A 19,171-nucleotide genomic window follows, 5' to 3' on the forward strand; every position below is an offset into this window, starting at 1 on the left:
CAGCAGCAGTCCATTTACCACGAACCGCGAACAGCCCAGATGCGGCTCGCGTGCCCGCCATACTCTGACTACTAACCCGGGGTTTTCATGAGGGTGGTGCCCGCAGGGTGTGTTTAAGCGACGAAAGGTGCTTCTGAGCTGGGAAAATAGTGTTGTTGACGCACTTTTCTACCGGCTGAAAGAAGCACCTTTCTGATGTCCAAGATTACCGGAGTTTTCCCGTCCCTTCCTGTCGCCACGACGGGGCAGCAACTGGTCTCCCACGCCGGGCTGAATGTGGTGACGTCCCTTGTTGACGCGCTCGGATTCCGGGGCTTGTGCGAGGACCGTTTGGGCCAGTTCGTCCCCTCCGGGGCCCGCCATCGGCCCGGCACGATCCTGGGCTCGTTGGCGGTCATGCTCGCCGGCGGCGGGGAGCACGTGTCCGATCTGGATATTCTGCGGATAGGTGCGGGGGTCTTCGGGAAGGTTGCTTCGAACGCGACGATCTCGCGGTTCTTTGAGCGGACCGTGACCAACCCGGATCTCTTCAGCTACGGGTTCGCCACGTTGACGCGGGAGTTGCGTTCACGGGTGTGGGAGGCTGCCGGGGACCGGAACCCGGGCCTGAAGGCCACAGCGCTGGATCCGCTCATCGTGGACTTGGATGCCACCCTCGTCACCTCCCACAGCGACAAGGAACAAGCCGTCGGCACATACAAGGGCGGGTACGGGTTCGCTCCCTTCATCGCCAGCGTCGATTACGGCACACTCAACGGGACCGGGGAGATCCTGGCGGCACTCCTACGCCCTGGTAATGCCGGGGCAAACAGCGCGGATGACCACATCAAGGTCTTCACCCAGGCCATCGCCCAACTCCCCGACGACTTCTACGACCAGCACGGAAAACTCATGGGTGAGAAAATCCTCGTGCGCACCGACAGCGCCGGGGCATCCCGGAAATTCCTGCACTACCTCGCATCGTTAGGGGTCCAGTTCAGTGTCTCCTACCCGGTCCCGGTGATGAAGACCCGCATGGTCGCGTGGATCAACGACAAGCAGTACTGGCAACCGGCACTGGACCAGACCGGCGACGAACGCAAGGACGCGTGGGTCGTCAACGCCACCGACGTCCTCGGGCTCACCGACTACCCGGACTACCCGGCAGGGACAAACCTGTATCTGCGTGCCGAGCCGCTGCATCCCGGGGCGCAGGCGACGCTGCTGGATGTGGACGGGCACCGGGACAGCGTTCCTGACCAACTCGCCGTCCTGGCACGGGCCCAGCCTTGATGCCCGGCACCGGGCCCGCGGACGGTGTGAAAACCGGATCAAAACCCTGAAGAACACCGGGCTCGGGAAGCTTCCGTTCTTTGACTTCCACGCCAATCAGGCCTGGGCAAACATCGCAGCATTGGCCATGAATCTGGTGTCCTGGCTGCAACTGACCGCGTTACCAACGGGCCACAGAGCCCGGGGATGGGACATGAAACGGTGGCGCTACCGGCTCTTCGCCACCGCCGGGAAACTCATCACCCGGGCACGGCGGACCCGGCTACTCATCCCCGACAAAGCCCCCGAAGCCGGCACAATCACCATGCTCCTGACCGCCGTTGCAGAGTTGAAAACCGGTCTCCGACAACGGGGCCGGCTCCTGGCCTGAAAGCCACCCGGCCACCCCAACAACGACCAGCGCGACCCATCGGAGACGTGGAACCCGACGCCCAACCAGCGACACCCGGCCCCACCAGCGCGCCCGAAACCAAAGAATCAACCCGGACGAGAATCAAACCGGGACCCGGAGGCCAGCCCGACCTTCATGAAAAATTCGGGCTAATGCAGCCCACCCCCTGGCCGACGTATCCGCCTGCGACCGACAGCCGGACTGGAATCGAGTCTGTGGCGTGTTGGAGAGATAAACAACATTGTCAACAACCAAATGTTCCCTCGCTATGAGGACCCTGGCATTCTCACAACAAATCATTCACCAGCCGGTAGTTCTACGAATTCGAGTGCCCCGGGAGAGGAGCCAGTCCGGCCTTCACTACTGCTTCGACTAATTGGAACTCCTCAACTTCATCAATGCTGAACGAATGCAATTCAGGAATTTCCACATAGCCGTGGCGGCCTTCATCGAACCAACTACGCTCGACTCGCCGAATAAATTCAGCTCGCCAGACGTAGAAGTTTCCATTGATGCGCATGTACTGCGACAGATCTTGGCGCCGAACCACGCCGGCTCCTTGCTCAAAATACCTTGACAATGCTGTTCCGGCAGCTTCTGGCTTGACGCCTACCCATATCGGATTGAAGAACGGTTCAGAGACGGCAATTACTCCATCCAGGTCCGGCGCCTCGCATAATGCGTCAATTGCCTGTTGAACTGTCTCCGGGGTACGAGTAGGACTAGTCGGTTCAAGGAGCAACACCATATCGAATTTCACCGAGAAGATGCGCTCCGCCTCCTCGAGGGCGTGCCTCAAAACGGCGCTTGTGGGGGCAGTGTCCGAGGCTAGCTCCGAGGGGCGAATAAAGGGGACTTCCGCACCGGCTGTTCGGGCGATTTCTGCAATGTTCAGATCGTCTGTTGATGCTATGCATCTTACGTCGGCCTTGAGGAGGTGCGCCAAAGCGACTGAATATGAAAGGAGAGGTTTACCCAATAACGGCCGGATATTCTTGCCAGGAAGCCCTTTAGAACCGCCGCGAGCAGGAATGACGGCGAGTACACGCGGGCCAAAAGAGCTGTCAGTCATTTCGGCATTGACCTCAGTTTCGTATTTACCGGGTCCAGAGTTAGACACCTAGGCACGAACTAAGGGTACCTTCATTGCCTTGACACTCTAAACGGCGCCAACGTGCGCCCAGTCAACGATTCGCCAAGCAGTCCACAATGACGTGTCAGTGTGGGAGCTGACACGAGTAGTCCCACCATCCGACAGATGCAAAAAGACGAATCATTACGGGCGCCATACATCAACGCAGGACAACCCTATCAATTCCCGATATTTTGCCGATCATTCAGACAGACAGTGCATACTCATTGGCTCGAAGAAGGAAACGCGTCATTTGAGCGGCGGGTGACGAGTATGATGTAGACGTCATCTGGCCGCACGATCTCGAGGCAACCCTACTTTCATGTATATCAAGACGCTGGGCAGCATTCTGCCGAAAATGCATGGTCGGCCACGGCCACGAAGCGCCTCCACGACGACTACGGCTCCGAATCCCGAGCAGCTGCAACAGATTGACCCGTATACGTGACCAGCTGGCTAATTATTGGGGGGTCTGGCCACGCCAAGAGCGTTGCAGCCATAATTCGCAACCGCGGCGACCGCGTAGTAGGAATCTCGGATCCTAACCTGGCGGAGGCCATGCAATCCGGAGCCGGTTTCGATCGGCTCGTGGAACCCTTCAAGTCTGACAGCGGCGATTCGCCGCGGATTTTTCGCCGTGACAAGGACGCTCTTGAGTGGGCCGCCGCAACAGCGACTTCCATTGCCGTCGCAATTGGTGACAACGCCATTCGCAAGCGAGTATCGGAACTAATCGCCACGACCGAGCCGTGGGCCCGGCTTACCGCGCCGCTGATTGCGAAGTCGGCCACCGTAGATAGCACGGCAAAAATTGGATCGCTTACCCAGGTCTTCGAGCACGCTCACATTGGCCCAAGCGCCGATATTGGATCGGGAGTTATAGTCAACACGTCCGCGGTGGTCGAGCACGACGCTGTGGTCGGAAGTGGGAGCCATCTGGCTCCGGGCTCTGTCATTTTGGGGGCAGTAAGCGTCGGCCTCGGTGTGTTCATTGGATCTGGGGCTCGGGTTCTACCGGGCCTGAGAATCGGCCAATTTTCCATCATAGGTGCAGGTGCAGTGGTCACTGGTGACGCGTTAGCTGGGGAAACATACGCGGGAATTCCCGCACGCATCTTGCAATCCAAGGAAGGTTCAACACTGTGACTCATGAATCCAAGACAACGGCAGTCAGCTTCGGCCCACACAAAATTGGCCACGGTGAGGATATCTTCATCATCGCTGAGGCCGGCGTAAATCACGACGGCGATGTTGACGTGGCACACGAACTCATCGATATGGCTGCCGAAACGGGCGCCAACGCGGTGAAGTTCCAGACGTTCAACCCTCATACACTAGTTACTGCGGGGGCTGCCACAACGCCATACCAACGCAAGGCTGGCTTTTCGGAGTCGCAGTCAGAAATGCTCGGTAAACTCACGCTGCCGGAGGCAGCTTGGTTTGAGCTCCGAGATCACTGCAATGAACGTCACATCACTTTCCTGTCGACTCCGTTTGATCTGGCCAGCGCAGTCATCTTGGCTGATATCGGGGTGCCTGGTTTCAAGATTGGGTCAGGTGAACTGACCAACACACCGTTCCTAAGAGAGATCGCTCAGTTCGGCATTCCCATAATCGTCTCAACTGGAATGGGATCAAACGATGAAATCGCTGATGCGCTAGTCGCTACGGCCGCAGCCCCGGCCACTGTCCTGCTCCACTGTGTGTCGGCCTACCCAGCACCAGTGGACGACGCCAATCTTCTCGCCATACCAGCAATGCGCAGAGACTTCGGCGTGGAAGTTGGATGGTCTGATCACACAACAGGATCAATGACTGCAATTGCCGCAACGGCTCTAGGCTCCACCCTTCTCGAGAAGCACATTACAACCGACAAGACAAGGAACGGCCCCGATCATGCCGCTTCCCTGGAAAAATTCGAGTTCGCGCGTTACGTAGCGGATGTTCGAGACGCTCAGACGGCCTTGGGAGATGGAAAAAAGCAGCGGATGCCCAGCGAGGAGGCCAATGCCCCGCTTGTACGTCGTTCATTCCATGCGGCACGCGATATCCCCGCCGGGTTCAAACTGACGGCTGACGATGTCGTAATTCTTCGCCCCGAGGGAGGTCTCGCTCCCTCGGCTCACGTCGTCGGACGTATGTCCAAACGCTTCGTGGCAGCTGGCCAGCAGCTACTCAGTGGGGATCTTGTCTGACATGAAGGTGTTGGCATTTATCGGAAGTCGTGCCGACTTGTTTCCTCTCGGCCCAGTACTCGAACGCCTTGCAAATGGTCCATTGGTGGAACTCCACATCGTTTCGGCCGTGGGTTTCGAAGATGGTGACGCGGAAATCCAGCTTCATGAAGCAGGCCTTCGGCCGGGCTCTTTCCTGCACCATTCAACAGCACTTCACCTTGGCCAAGCATCACCTCAGAGCCAAACTACGCTCGGGCCAATGCTCTCCGCTAAAATCGCCGACCTTATACTGACCGTAAAACCGGAGGCACTTGTTGTCCTCGGGGACCGCTGGGAGCTTCTTTATGTAGTCCCACCAGCAGTGCTCCACGGACTTCGTGTCATACACCTACATGGTGGCGAGGTTACAGAAGGCGCCATGGACGAACGAGTCCGGCACGCGGTGACGAAGTTGGCAGATCAACATTGTGTTAGCACAGAAGGAGCCGCTCGCCGCGTATCGCAACTTGGTGAACCGCCCCACCGCATCCACCAAACCGGCGCACCGGGCCTAGACCGGTTGGCGAAACCTCTGCCTCTTTCCGCACAGGAATTTTCGTCCGCGTTCGGTCGATCGTTGATCCGTCCGCTGCTTCTTGTCACATACCACCCAGAAACTGCTCGCGAGACCGGCGCGTTTGGGAGTGCTGCGCGTGTGGTCTACGAAGAGTCTGTGGCAGCCGCCGGGACGGCAATCCTGACATATCCGGGGTACGACGCCGGTCGTGACGAAATTGTCCAAGCCCTCTTGAAAATAGATACAGGTCCCGGGTCAGGCGTCATCGTCACCGAGAGCCTAGGCGCTCTCTATCCTCGTGTATTGGCCACAGTTGATGCTGTCGTTGGTAACTCTTCCTCTGGAATTATCGAAGCGGCTAGCTTTGCAGTACCGGTTGTGAACGTTGGCGATCGACAAAAGGGACGGGAACACGGTGTGAACGTAATTCATTCCACTCATGATTCACTCCGCATTCGATCTAGTATTGAAATGGCCTTGAGCCGTGAATTTAAGAGAACCTGCTCCCATATCGTTAATCCGTACGGAGATTCGATGGCAGCGGAGCGAATAGAGACAGTTATCGCTTCCAGCGGGGCGGCTTCACTAGCTAAATCCTTCATTGACATCAGCGCGGGAGAATCGAATCATGAATAACCATGGGTCTTTGGAAAACGTCTGCATCAGTCCGGACGCTACGGTAAGACAGGCACTTCAGACTATAGACCGCGGAGCATCCGCCATAGCACTGGTCACCGACGAGTTTGGACAACTCCGGGGAGTTGTCACAGATGGAGATGTCCGCCGAGGTCTGCTAGGCGGGATCCAACTTGAAGGCCGCATTCAAGAGCTAACGACTACCACGCCTCACGTGGTGACTCCCGAAGCGACGAGAGCGTCGGTACTCGATCTGATGCGCAGCTTGCGCATCACTGAGATCCCTGTGGTGGATGATTCTGGCCGCCTGATTGGATTGCACACGCTTACTGACATAGTTGGGAGGCAGCCGCTGAACAATATTGCCCTCATCATGGCCGGCGGCCGTGGCACACGGCTCGGCCAACTGACGAAGGACACACCCAAACCATTGATGACGGTGGCGGACCGCACGATCATCGAGTGGATCATTCTCGGACTTGTAGACTCTGGCCTAACCAACATCTATGTATCCGTGGCTTACCTCGCCGACAAGATCATAGATCATCTTGGCGACGGGTCCTCTCTTGGCTGCACCATACGGTACCTCCACGAGGACCCTGCAAAACCTCTCAATACCGCCGGGGCCCTTGGTATTCTGAATCACGAGGTACCAGGGATCTCCGATCCTGTGATCGTCACGAACGCAGACCTGATGGTGCGTTACTCGGCCGCCGACCTGCTTGCCTTTCATGGGTCAAAAAACGCCAGTGTCACTGTCGCCGCGAGACCCTATACGCACCAAGTCCCGTTCGGCGTTCTGGATGTGAGTGAGAGTGGGGTCATTTCCGGAGTCACAGAGAAGCCTAGCGTCGAGTTTGAAATTAGCACGGGCATCTATGCCGTATCACCTGACGCATTGGCAATGGTCCCGTACATGGAACCTTTCTCGATGCCGGACCTGGTTCAGGCCTGCATTGATCAATCCAAGACTGTGGCGGCATGGCCGATTGAATCCGACTGGATAGATGTCGGAACCCCCAAAGACCTAGCAACAGCGAAAGGCCAGTGATCTCCTTGATCCACCAGAACCTTCAGGGCAAGACTGTAGTTGTCACGGGTGCCGACGGCTTCATCGGCAGTCACCTTACACAGCGGCTGATCGCAGAAGGCGCCACAGTCCGCGCGCTCTGCGTCTACAATTCCAACGGCTCCTATGGCTGGCTCGATGACCTTAGTCCCGCCGAACGGGATTCGGTGGACCTCCAGCTGGGCGACATACGCGACGCCGAGTTCGTCTCGGACCTGGTTGCCGGCTCCGACGTTGTGCTGCACCTCGCGGCCCTTATCGCCATCCCGTACTCCTACCAGGCGCCGCGCTCCTACGTGGAAACAAACGTAATCGGTACCTTGAACGTCTTGGAAGCAGTCCGACGCCACGACGTTCCGCGCCTTGTCAACACCTCGACATCCGAGGTCTACGGCACACCAAAAACCGTTCCGATCACCGTGGACAATGAACTGCGCGGCCAGTCGCCGTACAGCGCCACGAAAATCGCAGCAGACAAACTGTGCGAGGCATGGGCCAGCTCGTTTCAGACGCCAGTCGTTGTTCTACGCCCGTTCAACACTTATGGGCCACGTCAGTCAGCTCGAGCGGTCATTCCCACCGTCCTGCAGCAAATGGTCGCGGGGGCGGAGGCGATCCATTTGGGTTCGCTGTCACCTCGCCGCGACTTCACCTTCGTTACCGACACGGCCGACGGCTTCGTTAAGGCCGCGACCGCCGACATCTCGTTGGAGGGACAGGTCATCCAGCTCGGCACCGGGCACGACGTCAGTATCGGCGAACTTGTAGAAATGTCGCGGAAAGTGACCGGATCCACCGCGAAAATCATCACACAGGAGGAACGTGTCCGGCCCGAGTCGAGCGAAGTCATGCATCTGCTCTCCGATCCTTCTCAAGCTCTAACCGAAATCGGATGGGCTCCACAGGTCAGCCTCGAAGAGGGCCTGAAGGCCTCGGCGGAATGGATCAGTAAACGCGGCGTCGATCTATCAGCTGCCGCCCGATACTCCCGCTAGTCAACTGTTTTGAGAGAGGCAACTGTGGCAAGCCGCATCCCCCTAGCTGTACCCAACATCGGCGTCCGTGAGGCCGAACTCGTCAACGAGGCCGTAGCCAGCGGGTATGTCTCCTCCGTGGGGCAGTTTGTCTCCGAGTTCGAACAAAAATTCGCTGACTACGTCGGCGCCAAGTATGCGGTGGCCTGCGCCTCCGGCACTGCGGCGCTGCACATCGCTATGCGTCTGGCGGATGTACAACCTGGTGACCTCGTAGCCGTTTCCGATTTCACGTTCATGGCAAGCTCGAATGCCGCCTCTTATCAGTTCGCCGAACTGCTGCTGGTGGACTCACTTCCGGAATCTTGGTGCATGGACGTTGCGGCCCTCCGTACCGAGATTGAGCGGCGGGCCGCAACAGGGGAGAAGCTGCCCAAGGCTATCGAGCTTGTCCACATCCTTGGGCAGCCTGCCGACGCCTTGGCGGCCAGGGAATTAGCCGATGAGTATGGAATATTCCTCATCGAGGACGCCGCGGAGGCACTCGGCGCCGTTTGGACAGACGGACCACTCGATGGACGACATGTAGGCACTATTGGCCATATGGGTGCCTTCTCCTTTAACGGCAACAAGATCATGACGACCGGCGGCGGCGGCATGTTTACTACGAATGACGCCAGCCTTGCCGCCCAGGCGAAACACCTTTCCACCCAGGCAAGACTTGCGGATCGCGGATACCTCCACGATCAAATCGGATTTAACTACAGACTGACGAATATCGCTGCGGCCCTCGGAGTTGCTCAGTTAGAGCGGCTTGACTCTTTCATCGCAAGGAAGCGTGACATAGCAGAACGCTACGCAGCTGCTTTTACAGGCACCGAGATCCAGACACCGCCAAAACTCCACGGGCAAGAGTCTACGTACTGGTTGTACTCAGTGCTCGTACCAAAATCCCGAGGTACAGGCGCGCGGGACGAACTTCAGGACTTCCTCGCTGAGACAGGCATTGAGTCTCGTTCCCTGTGGCGACCGCTGCACATGCAACCACCGCTAGTCGGAGAAGCAACGCTGGGCGGTGCTGTCGGCGAGGATCTCTTCTCTCGAGGACTGTCACTGCCGTGCTCTACCGATCTTGGCGAAGCCGAACAAGACCGCGTCATAGGCCGCGTTCTTGATTGGCTTCGGCTGGAATCGGTCGACGTCTAATGTCGACGTACTAAGTCGACAGATTCCTGCGCAGGGACCATTCTGACGACAAGAAGAGCACAACCATCAATCCGAGTTTTGAATGCGCTTCAAAGTCAACACGATAGGCTAACTCCAAGGGCCCGGACAGTCCCAAAGCTCGTCCTCATGTCACCCCCAACTTCAACTTCAGGGAGATCTCGCTTTGGATTTACGCGCGTACAGTAAGACACTTCGCCAAAACTGGGTGCTGTTAGTGTCCCTGACTCTAGTCGGGCTTCTGGCAAGCGGTGTCATGTCCGTTCTGATGAAGCCGACTTACACCGCCAACGCCGAGTTGTTCGTTGCGATTCAGAATTCAGGGAGCGTGCAGGAACTCCAGCAGGGCAACACATTTAGTCAAGCGCGCGTCCAATCCTATATTCGAACCGTTGAAACGCCCGTTGTGTTGCAGCCAGTTATCGACTCGCTGGGCCTCGAAGTGTCTTCTCAGCAACTGTCCGAAAGAGTCACAGCATCCGCAGATCTCAACACTGTATTGATCAGTATTGCAGTGGTGGACGGCTCGCCCGCGAGGGCCGCTGCTATAGCTCAAGGAGTCGCGACGAGCCTAATATCCGCCGTGGATCGACTTGAAAGTCCCAAGTCCGGGGGAACGTCTCCTGTCTCACTCTCCATAATTCGCCCGGCAGAAGTCCCAGTATCTGCGACTGGACCCAATGTTCGCCTGAACCTTCTTCTCGGGACCCTCGTTGGTCTCGGTCTGGGCTTCGGATCAGTAATGCTTCGGACGACTCTCGACAATCGAATCCGCGGCGAGGCTGACATGCGAAAGGTAACGGACGCCCCCCTCCTCGGCGCCATATCCTTCGACGAATCAGCGTCCAAGTCCCCGCTCATGACACAGGCAACGCAGCAGAGTCCAAGAGCCGAGTCCTTCCGCCAGCTTCGGACAAACCTACAATTTTCTAATGTCAATGGCGGGTCGCGCGCCGTAGTCGTTACTTCTTCTCTGCCCGGCGAAGGAAAAAGCACGACTGCCGCAAATCTTGCAGTCGCCATGGCCCAATCTGGGGCTTCGGTTTGCCTGGTGGACGCAGACCTTCGGAGACCGATGATCGGCTCGTACCTCGGGCTTGAAGGCGAAGTTGGTCTAACGACCGTTCTCATTGGTTCCGCGGAGCTCGATGACGTCATTCAACCTTGGGGTGAAGATAATCTGTTCGTCGTCACTTCTGGACGCATTCCTCCCAATCCAAGCGAACTTTTAGGTTCCACCGCTATGCGTGAGCTTGTTCAAAGGCTTGAGCAGTCCTTTGATACGGTAATAATCGATGCGCCCCCGCTGTTACCGGTGACCGATGCAGCCGTACTAAGCAGCTATGTTTCTGGTGTGGTAGTTGTAGTTGGCTGCAAGAGCGTGCGGCAGAACGAATTAGAAAAGGCATTAACCGCACTACGCTTGGTCGGCGCCCGGACTTTGGGCGTGGTACTAAATCTACTGCCCAGCAAGGGGACAGACGCTTACTCGTATGGCTATTACAGCTCGTCACCCGAAGCTGACCGAGAGCGTGACCAACTGCGTCCGTCTTCAATCGACGTCCCAAAATCGTCTGAGGACATCAAAATTCCAACTTCACCACCACATTCAACAGAAGAACTTCTTCTGGACGAAGCGGAGCTAGAGTCCTTGCCTCGACGCTTACGAAATGCGCGCACCAATCTCAACTGACTTACCGCTTTTGTGAATGCGCCGTTCCGCCGAGGGCCGGCATAGTTATTGTGAACTAATCCAAGAATTCCAACGCATCTTCTTGATGCTCTGAATTGTGTCTTTAGATGGGGGCCCGCTTGATTCGGGATGATGACTGGCAGGTTCGAACTTCCCGATTAATTGGGGTCGTCGACGCATTTGTCGTTACCTGGGCGGTCATAGGAGCCTTCGTTGTCAGGTTCGGGTTCGAACCCAGGACAGCAAGTGGTGAGGAATCACCATATCTTCTATTGTCCGTATTTTTGGCCGTTGTCTGGTGGTGCATGCTCGGCGCCTGGAACTCCAGACAGAGTCGCATCCTTGGGGCAGGCCCTGACGAATACAAGCGAGTCGTGGCTGCATCTCTGTGGCTCTTCGGACTTGTGGCCATTGTTTCGTATGTGCTCCGGGTTGATACTGCGCGGGGCTACGTTGGCATTGCCCTTCCCGCAGGAGTTCTTGGCTTGGTTCTTGGACGGTGGCTCCTCAGGCAACATCTAAGCGTTCGCCGTGCAAGCGGCCGTAGTATGTCCAAGTTGATGCTGGTCGGTGGACCCAGCGCTGTTGCCCACCTCGCGTCTTCGTTGATACGTGAGAAGCATGCAGGCTACCTGCCCGTCGCCGCCTACGTTCCAGGAGTGCACTCCGGTCTCTCAACCGAGCCAGAATCAGGGCTTCCAGTGCTAGGCCATGACCACAGCACAGCGTCGATTTTGGCCGCCATCGACCAGTGTGGAGCCGATGCGGTTGCGATCTCGGCTGGAGTTCAACTCCACCCTCAGACCATCCGGCACCTAGGGTGGGAACTCGCGGCTCGCAATGTGGGATTGATAATGGCCCCAGCACTGACAGACATCGCCGGGCCGCGAATTCACACGCAACAAGTAGCCGGTCTCCCGCTGATACACGTGACTACGCCGACGCTAGAGGGCGGCCAACGCGTCGCCAAGCGGCTTTTCGACGTTTGTACCGCCGGGTTTTTGATTGTTGCTACGCTCCCGATCATGATCGTCCTGGCGGTGTTGGTTAAGACCGGCAGTACAGGTCCTGTCCTATTTAGTCAGGAACGCGTCGGGATGGAAGGGCAGCACTTTCGAATGCTTAAATTCCGCTCAATGGTCGTCGATGCTGAAGATAGACTTGCAGATTTGGCCGATAAAAATCAAGGAAATGGTGTGCTCTTCAAGATCAAGGATGATCCAAGAGTCACCTTGGTAGGTAAATTCCTAAGAAAATATAGTCTCGACGAACTGCCGCAACTTTACAACATATTAGTGGGGTCAATGAGCCTAGTTGGACCGCGACCACCGCTGCCAAAAGAAGTCGCCGTGTATGAACACGACGTACGCCGGCGCCTACTTGTGAAGCCCGGACTGACCGGACTCTGGCAGGTTAGCGGGCGGTCGAACCTTTCATGGCAGGATTCTGTGCGCTTGGACCTTTATTACGTAGAGAACTGGTCGTTGGCAGGCGATCTTGTCATCATGTTGCGCACTATTCGGGCCGTATTCCGGAGCACAGGCGCCTACTAATGGATGGCTCATCTCGTTATGAAAGGAACACCCGCACCTATGGCGCGTAACAACGAGGTTCGTTTCCACGTCGACCCTAAATCGACTTCGTCACAACGAAAGTGGAGCGTTCGCAGGAGAATTCTCGTCAGCACACTGTCGTTGGCAGGCATTTTAATTGCGGGCGGAGGCTGTGCCGCTTGGCTGGGACAGAAGGCGAACACCCTGAATACCGAACTCACTTCGGCCAGCCAACTGCTACCAATGCTCAAAGATCAGATCATTCGAAGCGACGCGGCACCCGCGGCGGATACGCTCGAATCACTCATAGCTCATACATCCAAAGCACGGGAAGCCAGCAACGATCCGCTGTGGATTGCCGCCGGAGAACTTCCATGGTTAGGAGAAAACTTCTCTGCCACACGCACGGTTGCCACCACTGCGGATGATGTGGCAAATCTTGGTCTAAAACCGCTCGTCAACGTATCCGGCTCTCTTCATTGGGAAACTCTGCTTCCGAATAGCGCCGGCAGTAATCTGGACTCCCTGGTAGCCGCGTCCCCAAGCATTTCAACTGCAGCCCAAGCAGTCCGCCTATCGGCCGACAGACTTAATCAGCTCGATGCGAGTTCATTGTTGCCTCAAGTCGCGGACCCGCTGACGCGAGCACGGACCCAATTAAACGAGATGTCCGGTGCCTTAGACGCAGCAGCCAACGCCTCGAACCTCGCGCCCCGAATGCTCGGCTCGCAAACACCACGCAATTACCTCCTCATCATCCAAAACAATGCCGAGTCTCGAGCTTCAGGCGGCATACCTGGTGCGCTTGCCATTCTCAACCTGGACAACGGCAGTCTGACGCTCGGCTCGCAAAGCAGCGCGAGTGATATAGGGGTCATGACCCCTATAGTGCCCTTGGACCCCGAACAACAACAGATCTACTCCGGGCGCGCGGGCAAGTTCATTCAGGATGTGAACCTAACGCCCGACTTTCCAACAGCGGCCAACACTGCTCAGGCCATGTGGGAGAGAAAGTCCGGACAACGTGTTGACGGTGTGATCTCCATCGACCCAGTGGCATTAAGCTACGTTCTGGATGCCACTGGCCCTGTCAAGCTCACCCATCCAGAGCTCTTGGCCCTGGCATCTGTAGGCTTGCCCACAGAGCTGACCGGGAAGAACGTCGTCCAGACCTTGCTCTCCGACGTATATGCGAAGATCGAGCAGCCCGCTCTTCAAGATGCCTACTTCGCCGGCGTCGCTCAAGAGATCTTCGCAGCATTGTCCGACGGCAAGGGAGATGCGAAGCGCCTCATTGAAGGGCTTACACGCGGCACCGAAGAGAGTCGTGTTCTTGTCTGGTCGGGACTGCCCACGGAACAGTCCGTCATAGCCAAGTACGCCTTGAGTGGATCCATTACGGGACCCAGCATTGCCCCCGCCCAGTTTGGTGTTTACTTCAACGACGGAACCGGCGCCAAGATGGATTACTACGTCAAACGAACTGTCCAGCTCGTGAAGGAGTGCTCGCAGAACGGGTACGAACAAACAACTGTTCGCGTCACGAGCATAAATACCGCACCGGCGGACGCGGCGACTTCCTTGCCGGCCTACGTCACCGGTGGCGGCGCCTTCGGCGTACCTGCCGGATCAGTTCAGACGAACATCGTGGCGTACGGTCCCGTTCAGGCGAACATGGAAACGGCTAAATTGGACGGGCAAAGGACCGATTTCGCTGCCCACCGGCACGCCAACAGGCCAGTCGGAGTACTAGCCGTCAAGCTCGCGCCTGGTGAAAGCAAAACCGTGGAATTTACCTTCGGGAAGATTGTCCAGCACACGGAGCCTAATCTGGTTGTCACACCCACGGTTCAAGCTGTAAAGGACGTGATCCTGCCGACACAAACCTTGCCGTGCGGCTAGCGAGCGTGGCGGGCGCGTTTACACTATGTAAACCGTCCTGATTGACATTGCTCACAGCTCAACACAAGTGGTAACGTCTTTTTGGGATATATATCCGGGATTTTCGCACAGGTCTCGTGCGGAGAGGAACCTCCTCAATCGGGTACACCAATAACTTTACGTCTCCGGGGGGACACTAATGAAAAAAATACTCGCAGCACTCGCACTTGCTGGCTCCGTCGCCTTGATCGGCTCAGCACCCGCCATGGCAACCACCTATCCGGCCCTTCCGCCGCAGGCCGCCGTTTCTGACGGCACCGTTGGCCCGGGCGAGCAGTTCGTCTTCCGCGGCCAGGGAATGTTCGCCGGCGAATCACTCACCATCACCGTGACACCGGGCAACCCGCCCGCAGCCGGCGGTGCCACCATCGGTGCCACCTCGGTTTCGGCAAAGATCCCGGTGTTCTTGGCCCCCCAGACCTTCCCTGCCACTGCTGACGCGCAGGGCGCGTTCGCGTTCCCGCTCACCATCGCCACGTCCGGAACCTACTCCGTCACGGCAACGGGTAACACCTCTGGCATCACTGTTGGCCCCGTCACGGTTGTAGTGGACCCGAGCTTCGCCAGCAATGGTGCAGCACTCGCCAACACCGGCGGCGGTGCAGCACTCGCCAACACCGGCGCCGACTCCGGCCTGATCCTGTGGACCCTGGTGGGCGCAGGCGCACTGGCCGCGGGCGCAGCATCGGTAGTTGTAGTTCGCCGCCGCGCCAAGACCGAGGCAGCAGCGTAACCTCAGTACTTCACAAGCACCAAAGAGGGTGGGTGGTTCTCCGGGAAACCGGAGAACCACCCACCCTCTGCCTTTAAGGTTTCGACAGGCTCAACCACCGAATCGACGGACGCAGGCACCATGCCTGTGGTATTTATGACCTATGGGGAGACATTGGCGCAAGACACCGTGGCAGTTCGACTTCTCCGTCCCCCTCCCCCAACGTCAGGCGCTCCCCTACATACTCTTGGGGATATTGGCCGCAGCATCGTTAGGAACGGCAGCCCTGTCCCTGCTAAGGACCTGAGGGCCTTTTGAGAGACGCTGATAATCCGAGGCTCTGGCGCGCCGCCCTGGTAGCCATGCTGATCCCGCTGGCGCTGATCGCGTTCTGGCCCAGCCCCGTCGATCAACCCGTGCAGGGCGAGCTCGCCCGAGTCCTTAAATTCCTCCACGCCCACGGGATTCCCGCCTGGCTCAATTACAAATTCGTCGAAGCAACTGCCAATGTAGTGCTCTTTATTCCGCTTGGCGGAGTGGCGGCGCTGGCATATCCGAAAAACCCTTGGTGGGAGATCGGAATTTTTGGGCTACTTGTCTCTGGGTGCATCGAACTGGGCCAGCTGCTGTTTCTTCACAATCGGTTCGCAAGTGCGCTGGATCTTGTCACAAACACTGGAGGGGCCGTAATTGGCGCTCTTCTGGTCGCTACGGCCCTTAATCGCCTACAGGCCGGCCGCTAGTCAGCGGCAGGCCTGTAGGCGCTTACAGGGGCTTCAGGAGTTAGCCGATAAAGGCCTTCAGCCAGGTCTTCAAGTCCTCGCCGAACTCCACGCGCTCGGAAGCCAGCGTGATGACCGCCTTGAGGTAGCTCAGCTTGTCACCGGTATCGAAGCGCCGGCCCTTGAAGACCACCCCGTACACGCCCCATCCTTCGCTTTCGCCGGCGGCCAGGGTCTGGTCTGGAGCGCGTCGGTCAGCTGGATTTCTCCGCCGCGGCCGGGCTTCGTGTTCTCCAGAACGCCGAACACCGAGGGGTGCAGCACGTACCGGCCAATGACAGCCAGGTTGGACGGCGCCTCGGCGATGGCCGGCTTCTCGACCAATTCGTTGACGCGGACGTAGTCTTCGCCTTCGATGGCCGTGATGTCCGCGCAGCCGTATGCACTGATCTGCGAGGGGTCCACCTCGATGAGGGCAACAACGGAACCACCGGTCTTCTGCTGCACCTCGATCATGGTGGTCAGGAGGGTCTCGGCCTCGTCGATGAGGTCGTCGCCCAGCAGTACAGCGAAGGGCTCGTTGCCCACGTGCTGACGCGCACAGAGCACGGCATGGCCCAAGCCCTTGGCTTCGCCCTGGCGGACGTAGTGGATGGGGCCCAAGTCGGACGCCTCATGCACCAGGTCCAGGCGACCCTGATCGCCCTTGAGCTCCAGCGCGCGCTCCAAGCCGGGTTCGCGGTCGAAGTGGTCCTCGAGGGCACGTTTGCTGCGCCCAGTGATCATCAAAATGTCGTTGAGGCCGGCCTTGACGGCCTCCTCCACAACGTACTGGATGGCCGGGCGGTCAACCACCGGCAACATTTCCTTCGGCATCGCCTTCGTTGCAGGCAGGAAGCGCGTCCCCAGGCCGGCAGCAGGAATGACGGCTTTAGTAATAGATTTCCCCATAGTAATAGGTGCACTTTACAAATCAGTGGTGGAAATTCGCAATTGATTTCGACAGGCTCAATCACCGGCCTTCGAAGACCGGCGTTCGCTTCTCTTGGAACGCCCGGAAGCCTTCGGCATAGTCCGCACTCTTACAGAGGCGGGCCTGCTCGGCGTTCTCCTCGGCCATGGCGTCCCACAGACCCAGCCGCTGGTCGCGGATGTGCGCCACCAGCTCCTTGCTCGCCGTGAACGCGCCCGTGGCACCCAGCGCCACCCTGCCGACGATCTCACGCGTCTGGTCCAGCAGCTCGTCGGCGGGCATGGCGCGGCTGAACATGCCCTGCGCCACTGCCTCAGCCCCGGTCATGAGCTCGGCCGTGTAGATCAGATCCAGGGTCCGGTGCATGCCCAGCCGTTCGGTGAAGTACCAGTGCCCGCCCGAATCCAGCGTTGCCCCCAGCTTGGCGAACGGCGAGCCGAACTTCGCGTTCTCCGCCACGTACACCACGTCCGTGGCCAGCAGCAGGCCCAGCCCCACACCCAGGCACGCACCGTGCGCGGCGGCGAACGTCGGCGCCGGGAACTCGCTCATTTTCCTGAGCAGCGGCTGCACCAGCCCGCCCAGGTACGCCTCGGCGTCGTCCGTCTTCGGCGTCACGCCCGAAATGTCCCGGCCGGCGCAGAAGGCGCGGCCCTCTCCCCTGAGCAGCAGCGCCCGGACTTCACCGCGTGAGGCGGCGGCAGCGGCGTCGTCGTTCGCCTGTGCTAAATCCGTGAGCGCCTGCTCATCAAGGGAGTTCAGCTTGTACGGCGCGTCCAGGACGATTTCGGCCACGTTATTGGCGATGGAGAGGGAGATCATGGGTTCCTTAGACGTCGAAGTCGACGGTGACGTCTTTGCTGGTCGGGTGGCTCTGGAAGGTCAGCACGTAGCCTTTGTCCAGTTCATCCTGCTCGAGGGCGTAGTTTTCGTCCATGGTCACAGTGCCGGTGACCAGTTTGGCGCGGCATGTCCCGCACACTCCCCCGGCGCACGCGAACGGCACGTCCGGGCGGACCCGCAGCGCGGCGTTCAGGATGGACTCGCGGGCGTGCGTGGGGCTGGCCACCTCGCCCTGCAGGCCGTCCAGCTTAAACGTGATCTTGTACGTCTCCTTGGACTCGTCCACCAGCACGGGACGGCCGGCGTTCCCCTCCGGGCGGTCCGGCTTCCCGCTCGTGAACAGTTCGAACCGGACCTGCTCCGGCTTCACCCCGCGCTCGGCCAGGGTGTCCCGGCACAGCTGCACCAGATCGAACGGCCCGCACAGGAACCATTCGTCCACATCGTCCGCGTGGATGGCGGTGCCGAGGAGCTGCTGGAGCTTCTCGGCGTCGATCCGGCCGGACAGCAGCGGCGCGATCCGCTGCTCGCGGGAGAGCACGTGGTGGATGGCGAGGCGCTGCGGGTACCTGTCCTTCAGGTCCGCCAGGTCCTCCAGGAACATCACGTCCATGGCGGCCTTGTTGGCGTAGATCAGGTCGAACCGGGTCTCCGGGTTGGCGGCCAGCAGCGTCCGGGCGATCGCGATCACCGGGGTGATGCCGCTCCCCGCCGCGATGGCCACGAAACTGCCTCCCCCAATTGAGGCAGTTTCACCCGCCAGGTCTTCCGGGTGGTTCATGGAGTTCATGACGTTCTGCTCCACAGCCTTGCCGTCCCGGCCGTGCTTGGACACAAACGCGCCCATGGGGCTCATAACGTCCAGGGTGTACACGGCCTTCAGCTCCGCGTTGGCCCACGTGGAGAACAGCCCGCCCAGGTCCTGCTTCACCGCCACCCGGATCTCGCTGCTGCCGTCCGGGAACGATGCGTCCAACCTGATCGCTCAGGAACAGACGACCGCGTTTCCGGCCAGCCCGGGCCCTCCCCGAGGAGAGGCCTCCGGGACGTGCAGGCCGGGGCGATCGTTGTCTGGTTCGAAATCACTGTCGCCCCCACCACCATGACCGGCAAAGGAGATCACTACCCAAAATGAGCGGGTCTCCTACACGATGGTCTGCCGCACCCAAGCAAGCCAATCCAAGCATCAGCCACGCCCTCACTGCGCTGAGTCCACGCTGAGACTTGTCACGGACCCAGGATTCAATACAGGAATGCTGCAACCCGGGTTCGGGCGTCGCGTCAGATTTGTAGGTAGCTGTGC

The 19,171-nt window shown here is 58.7% G+C and carries 13 protein-coding genes and 3 pseudogenes; 12 read left to right on the top strand and 4 right to left on the bottom strand.

The genetic code is table 11. The features are described 5' to 3' along the window. Positions 1–195 precede the first annotated feature (195 nt). Positions 196–1,642, top strand: a pseudogene (locus ACQCS0_RS16735) (IS1380 family transposase). Between the two features lie 337 nt (positions 1,643–1,979). On the opposite strand, the gene ACQCS0_RS16740 reads toward ACQCS0_RS16735, so the two are convergent. After that, positions 1,980–2,735 (bottom strand): cytidylyltransferase domain-containing protein, encoded by a 756-nt coding sequence (locus tag ACQCS0_RS16740; protein ID WP_426939890.1) that lies wholly within the window; start codon positions 2,733–2,735, stop codon positions 1,980–1,982. A gap of 504 nt (positions 2,736–3,239) precedes the next feature. Between ACQCS0_RS16740 and ACQCS0_RS16745 the strand changes: the two genes are divergently transcribed. The 11 genes from ACQCS0_RS16745 to ACQCS0_RS16795 all read left to right on the top strand — a co-directional run bounded on the left by ACQCS0_RS16745 (position 3,240) and on the right by ACQCS0_RS16795 (position 16,073). Further along, on the top strand, positions 3,240–3,941 hold the full coding sequence (locus ACQCS0_RS16745; RefSeq protein ID WP_426939891.1) for a transferase: 702 nt from the start codon (positions 3,240–3,242) through the stop codon (positions 3,939–3,941). Beyond that, positions 3,938–4,990: an N-acetylneuraminate synthase family protein gene (locus ACQCS0_RS16750; RefSeq protein ID WP_426939892.1), complete on the top strand. Its 1,053-nt coding sequence runs from the start codon at positions 3,938–3,940 to the stop codon at positions 4,988–4,990. The genes ACQCS0_RS16745 and ACQCS0_RS16750 overlap by 4 nt, the downstream gene beginning before the upstream one ends. A gap of 1 nt (position 4,991) precedes the next feature. After that, a complete protein-coding gene (neuC, locus tag ACQCS0_RS16755) occupies positions 4,992–6,164 on the top strand; it encodes a UDP-N-acetylglucosamine 2-epimerase (protein ID WP_426939893.1) in 1,173 nt (390 codons plus the stop codon). Further along, complete coding sequence (locus ACQCS0_RS16760) at positions 6,157–7,215, top strand: sugar phosphate nucleotidyltransferase (protein ID WP_426939894.1); 1,059 nt, start codon at positions 6,157–6,159, stop codon at positions 7,213–7,215. The genes neuC and ACQCS0_RS16760 overlap by 8 nt, the downstream gene beginning before the upstream one ends. After that, positions 7,212–8,228, top strand: a complete 1,017-nt coding sequence (locus tag ACQCS0_RS16765) for an SDR family NAD(P)-dependent oxidoreductase (RefSeq protein ID WP_426939895.1) — start codon at positions 7,212–7,214, stop codon at positions 8,226–8,228. Before ACQCS0_RS16760 ends, ACQCS0_RS16765 begins: the two co-directional genes overlap by 4 nt. 24 nt (positions 8,229–8,252) lie before the next feature. Further along, the gene (locus ACQCS0_RS16770) at positions 8,253–9,413 is read left to right on the top strand and encodes an aminotransferase class I/II-fold pyridoxal phosphate-dependent enzyme (protein WP_426939896.1); all 1,161 of its coding nucleotides are present in this window, start codon (positions 8,253–8,255) and stop codon (positions 9,411–9,413) included. A gap of 184 nt (positions 9,414–9,597) precedes the next feature. Next, on the top strand, positions 9,598–11,124 hold the full coding sequence (locus ACQCS0_RS16775; protein WP_426939897.1) for a polysaccharide biosynthesis tyrosine autokinase: 1,527 nt from the start codon (positions 9,598–9,600) through the stop codon (positions 11,122–11,124). A gap of 107 nt (positions 11,125–11,231) precedes the next feature. Further along, complete coding sequence (locus tag ACQCS0_RS16780; protein WP_426939898.1) at positions 11,232–12,677, top strand: sugar transferase; 1,446 nt, start codon at positions 11,232–11,234, stop codon at positions 12,675–12,677. 39 nt (positions 12,678–12,716) lie between these two features. Next, entirely contained in the window at positions 12,717–14,579 is a 1,863-nt protein-coding gene (locus ACQCS0_RS16785; RefSeq protein ID WP_426939899.1) for a DUF4012 domain-containing protein, read from the top strand. 178 nt (positions 14,580–14,757) lie between these two features. Then, positions 14,758–15,351: an LPXTG cell wall anchor domain-containing protein gene (locus ACQCS0_RS16790; RefSeq protein WP_426939900.1), complete on the top strand. Its 594-nt coding sequence runs from the start codon at positions 14,758–14,760 to the stop codon at positions 15,349–15,351. Between the two features lie 341 nt (positions 15,352–15,692). After that, positions 15,693–16,073 carry a VanZ family protein gene (locus ACQCS0_RS16795; protein ID WP_426939901.1) on the top strand — a complete coding sequence of 127 codons (381 nt, stop codon included), beginning with the start codon at positions 15,693–15,695 and terminating at the stop codon, positions 16,071–16,073. A gap of 40 nt (positions 16,074–16,113) precedes the next feature. Here ACQCS0_RS16795 and galU read toward each other — a convergent pair. The 3 genes and pseudogenes from galU to ACQCS0_RS16810 form a co-directional block, all read right to left on the bottom strand. Next, positions 16,114–17,003 (bottom strand): annotated as a pseudogene (gene galU / locus ACQCS0_RS16800) (UTP--glucose-1-phosphate uridylyltransferase GalU). Positions 17,004–17,064: 61 nt separating this feature from the next. Continuing rightward, complete coding sequence (locus tag ACQCS0_RS16805; protein WP_426939902.1) at positions 17,065–17,847, bottom strand: enoyl-CoA hydratase/isomerase family protein; 783 nt, start codon at positions 17,845–17,847, stop codon at positions 17,065–17,067. A 7-nt stretch (positions 17,848–17,854) separates the two neighbouring features. After that, a pseudogene (locus ACQCS0_RS16810) lies at positions 17,855–18,835 on the bottom strand (2Fe-2S iron-sulfur cluster-binding protein); the annotation flags it as partial. Positions 18,836–19,171 lie beyond the last annotated feature (336 nt).

Origin of the sequence: Pseudarthrobacter sp. S6 (assembly GCF_050156575.1) — a bacterium.
Lineage (GTDB): Bacteria > Actinomycetota > Actinomycetes > Actinomycetales > Micrococcaceae > Arthrobacter.

Bases quoted from the DNA above. Each gene is read 5' to 3' on its own strand.
- ACQCS0_RS16795 (WP_426939901.1), top strand. From the start codon at position 15,693: ATGCTGATCCCGCTGGCGCTGATCGCGTTCTGGCCCAGCCCCGTCGAT.
- ACQCS0_RS16740 (WP_426939890.1), bottom strand. From the start codon at position 2,735: ATGACTGACAGCTCTTTTGGCCCGCGTGTACTCGCCGTCATTCCTGCT.
- neuC (WP_426939893.1), top strand. From the start codon at position 4,992: ATGAAGGTGTTGGCATTTATCGGAAGTCGTGCCGACTTGTTTCCTCTC.
- ACQCS0_RS16790 (WP_426939900.1), top strand. From the start codon at position 14,758: ATGAAAAAAATACTCGCAGCACTCGCACTTGCTGGCTCCGTCGCCTTG.
- ACQCS0_RS16780 (WP_426939898.1), top strand. From the start codon at position 11,232: ATGGGGGCCCGCTTGATTCGGGATGATGACTGGCAGGTTCGAACTTCC.
- ACQCS0_RS16785 (WP_426939899.1), top strand. From the start codon at position 12,717: ATGGCGCGTAACAACGAGGTTCGTTTCCACGTCGACCCTAAATCGACT.
- ACQCS0_RS16760 (WP_426939894.1), top strand. From the start codon at position 6,157: ATGAATAACCATGGGTCTTTGGAAAACGTCTGCATCAGTCCGGACGCT.
- ACQCS0_RS16805 (WP_426939902.1), bottom strand. From the start codon at position 17,847: ATGATCTCCCTCTCCATCGCCAATAACGTGGCCGAAATCGTCCTGGAC.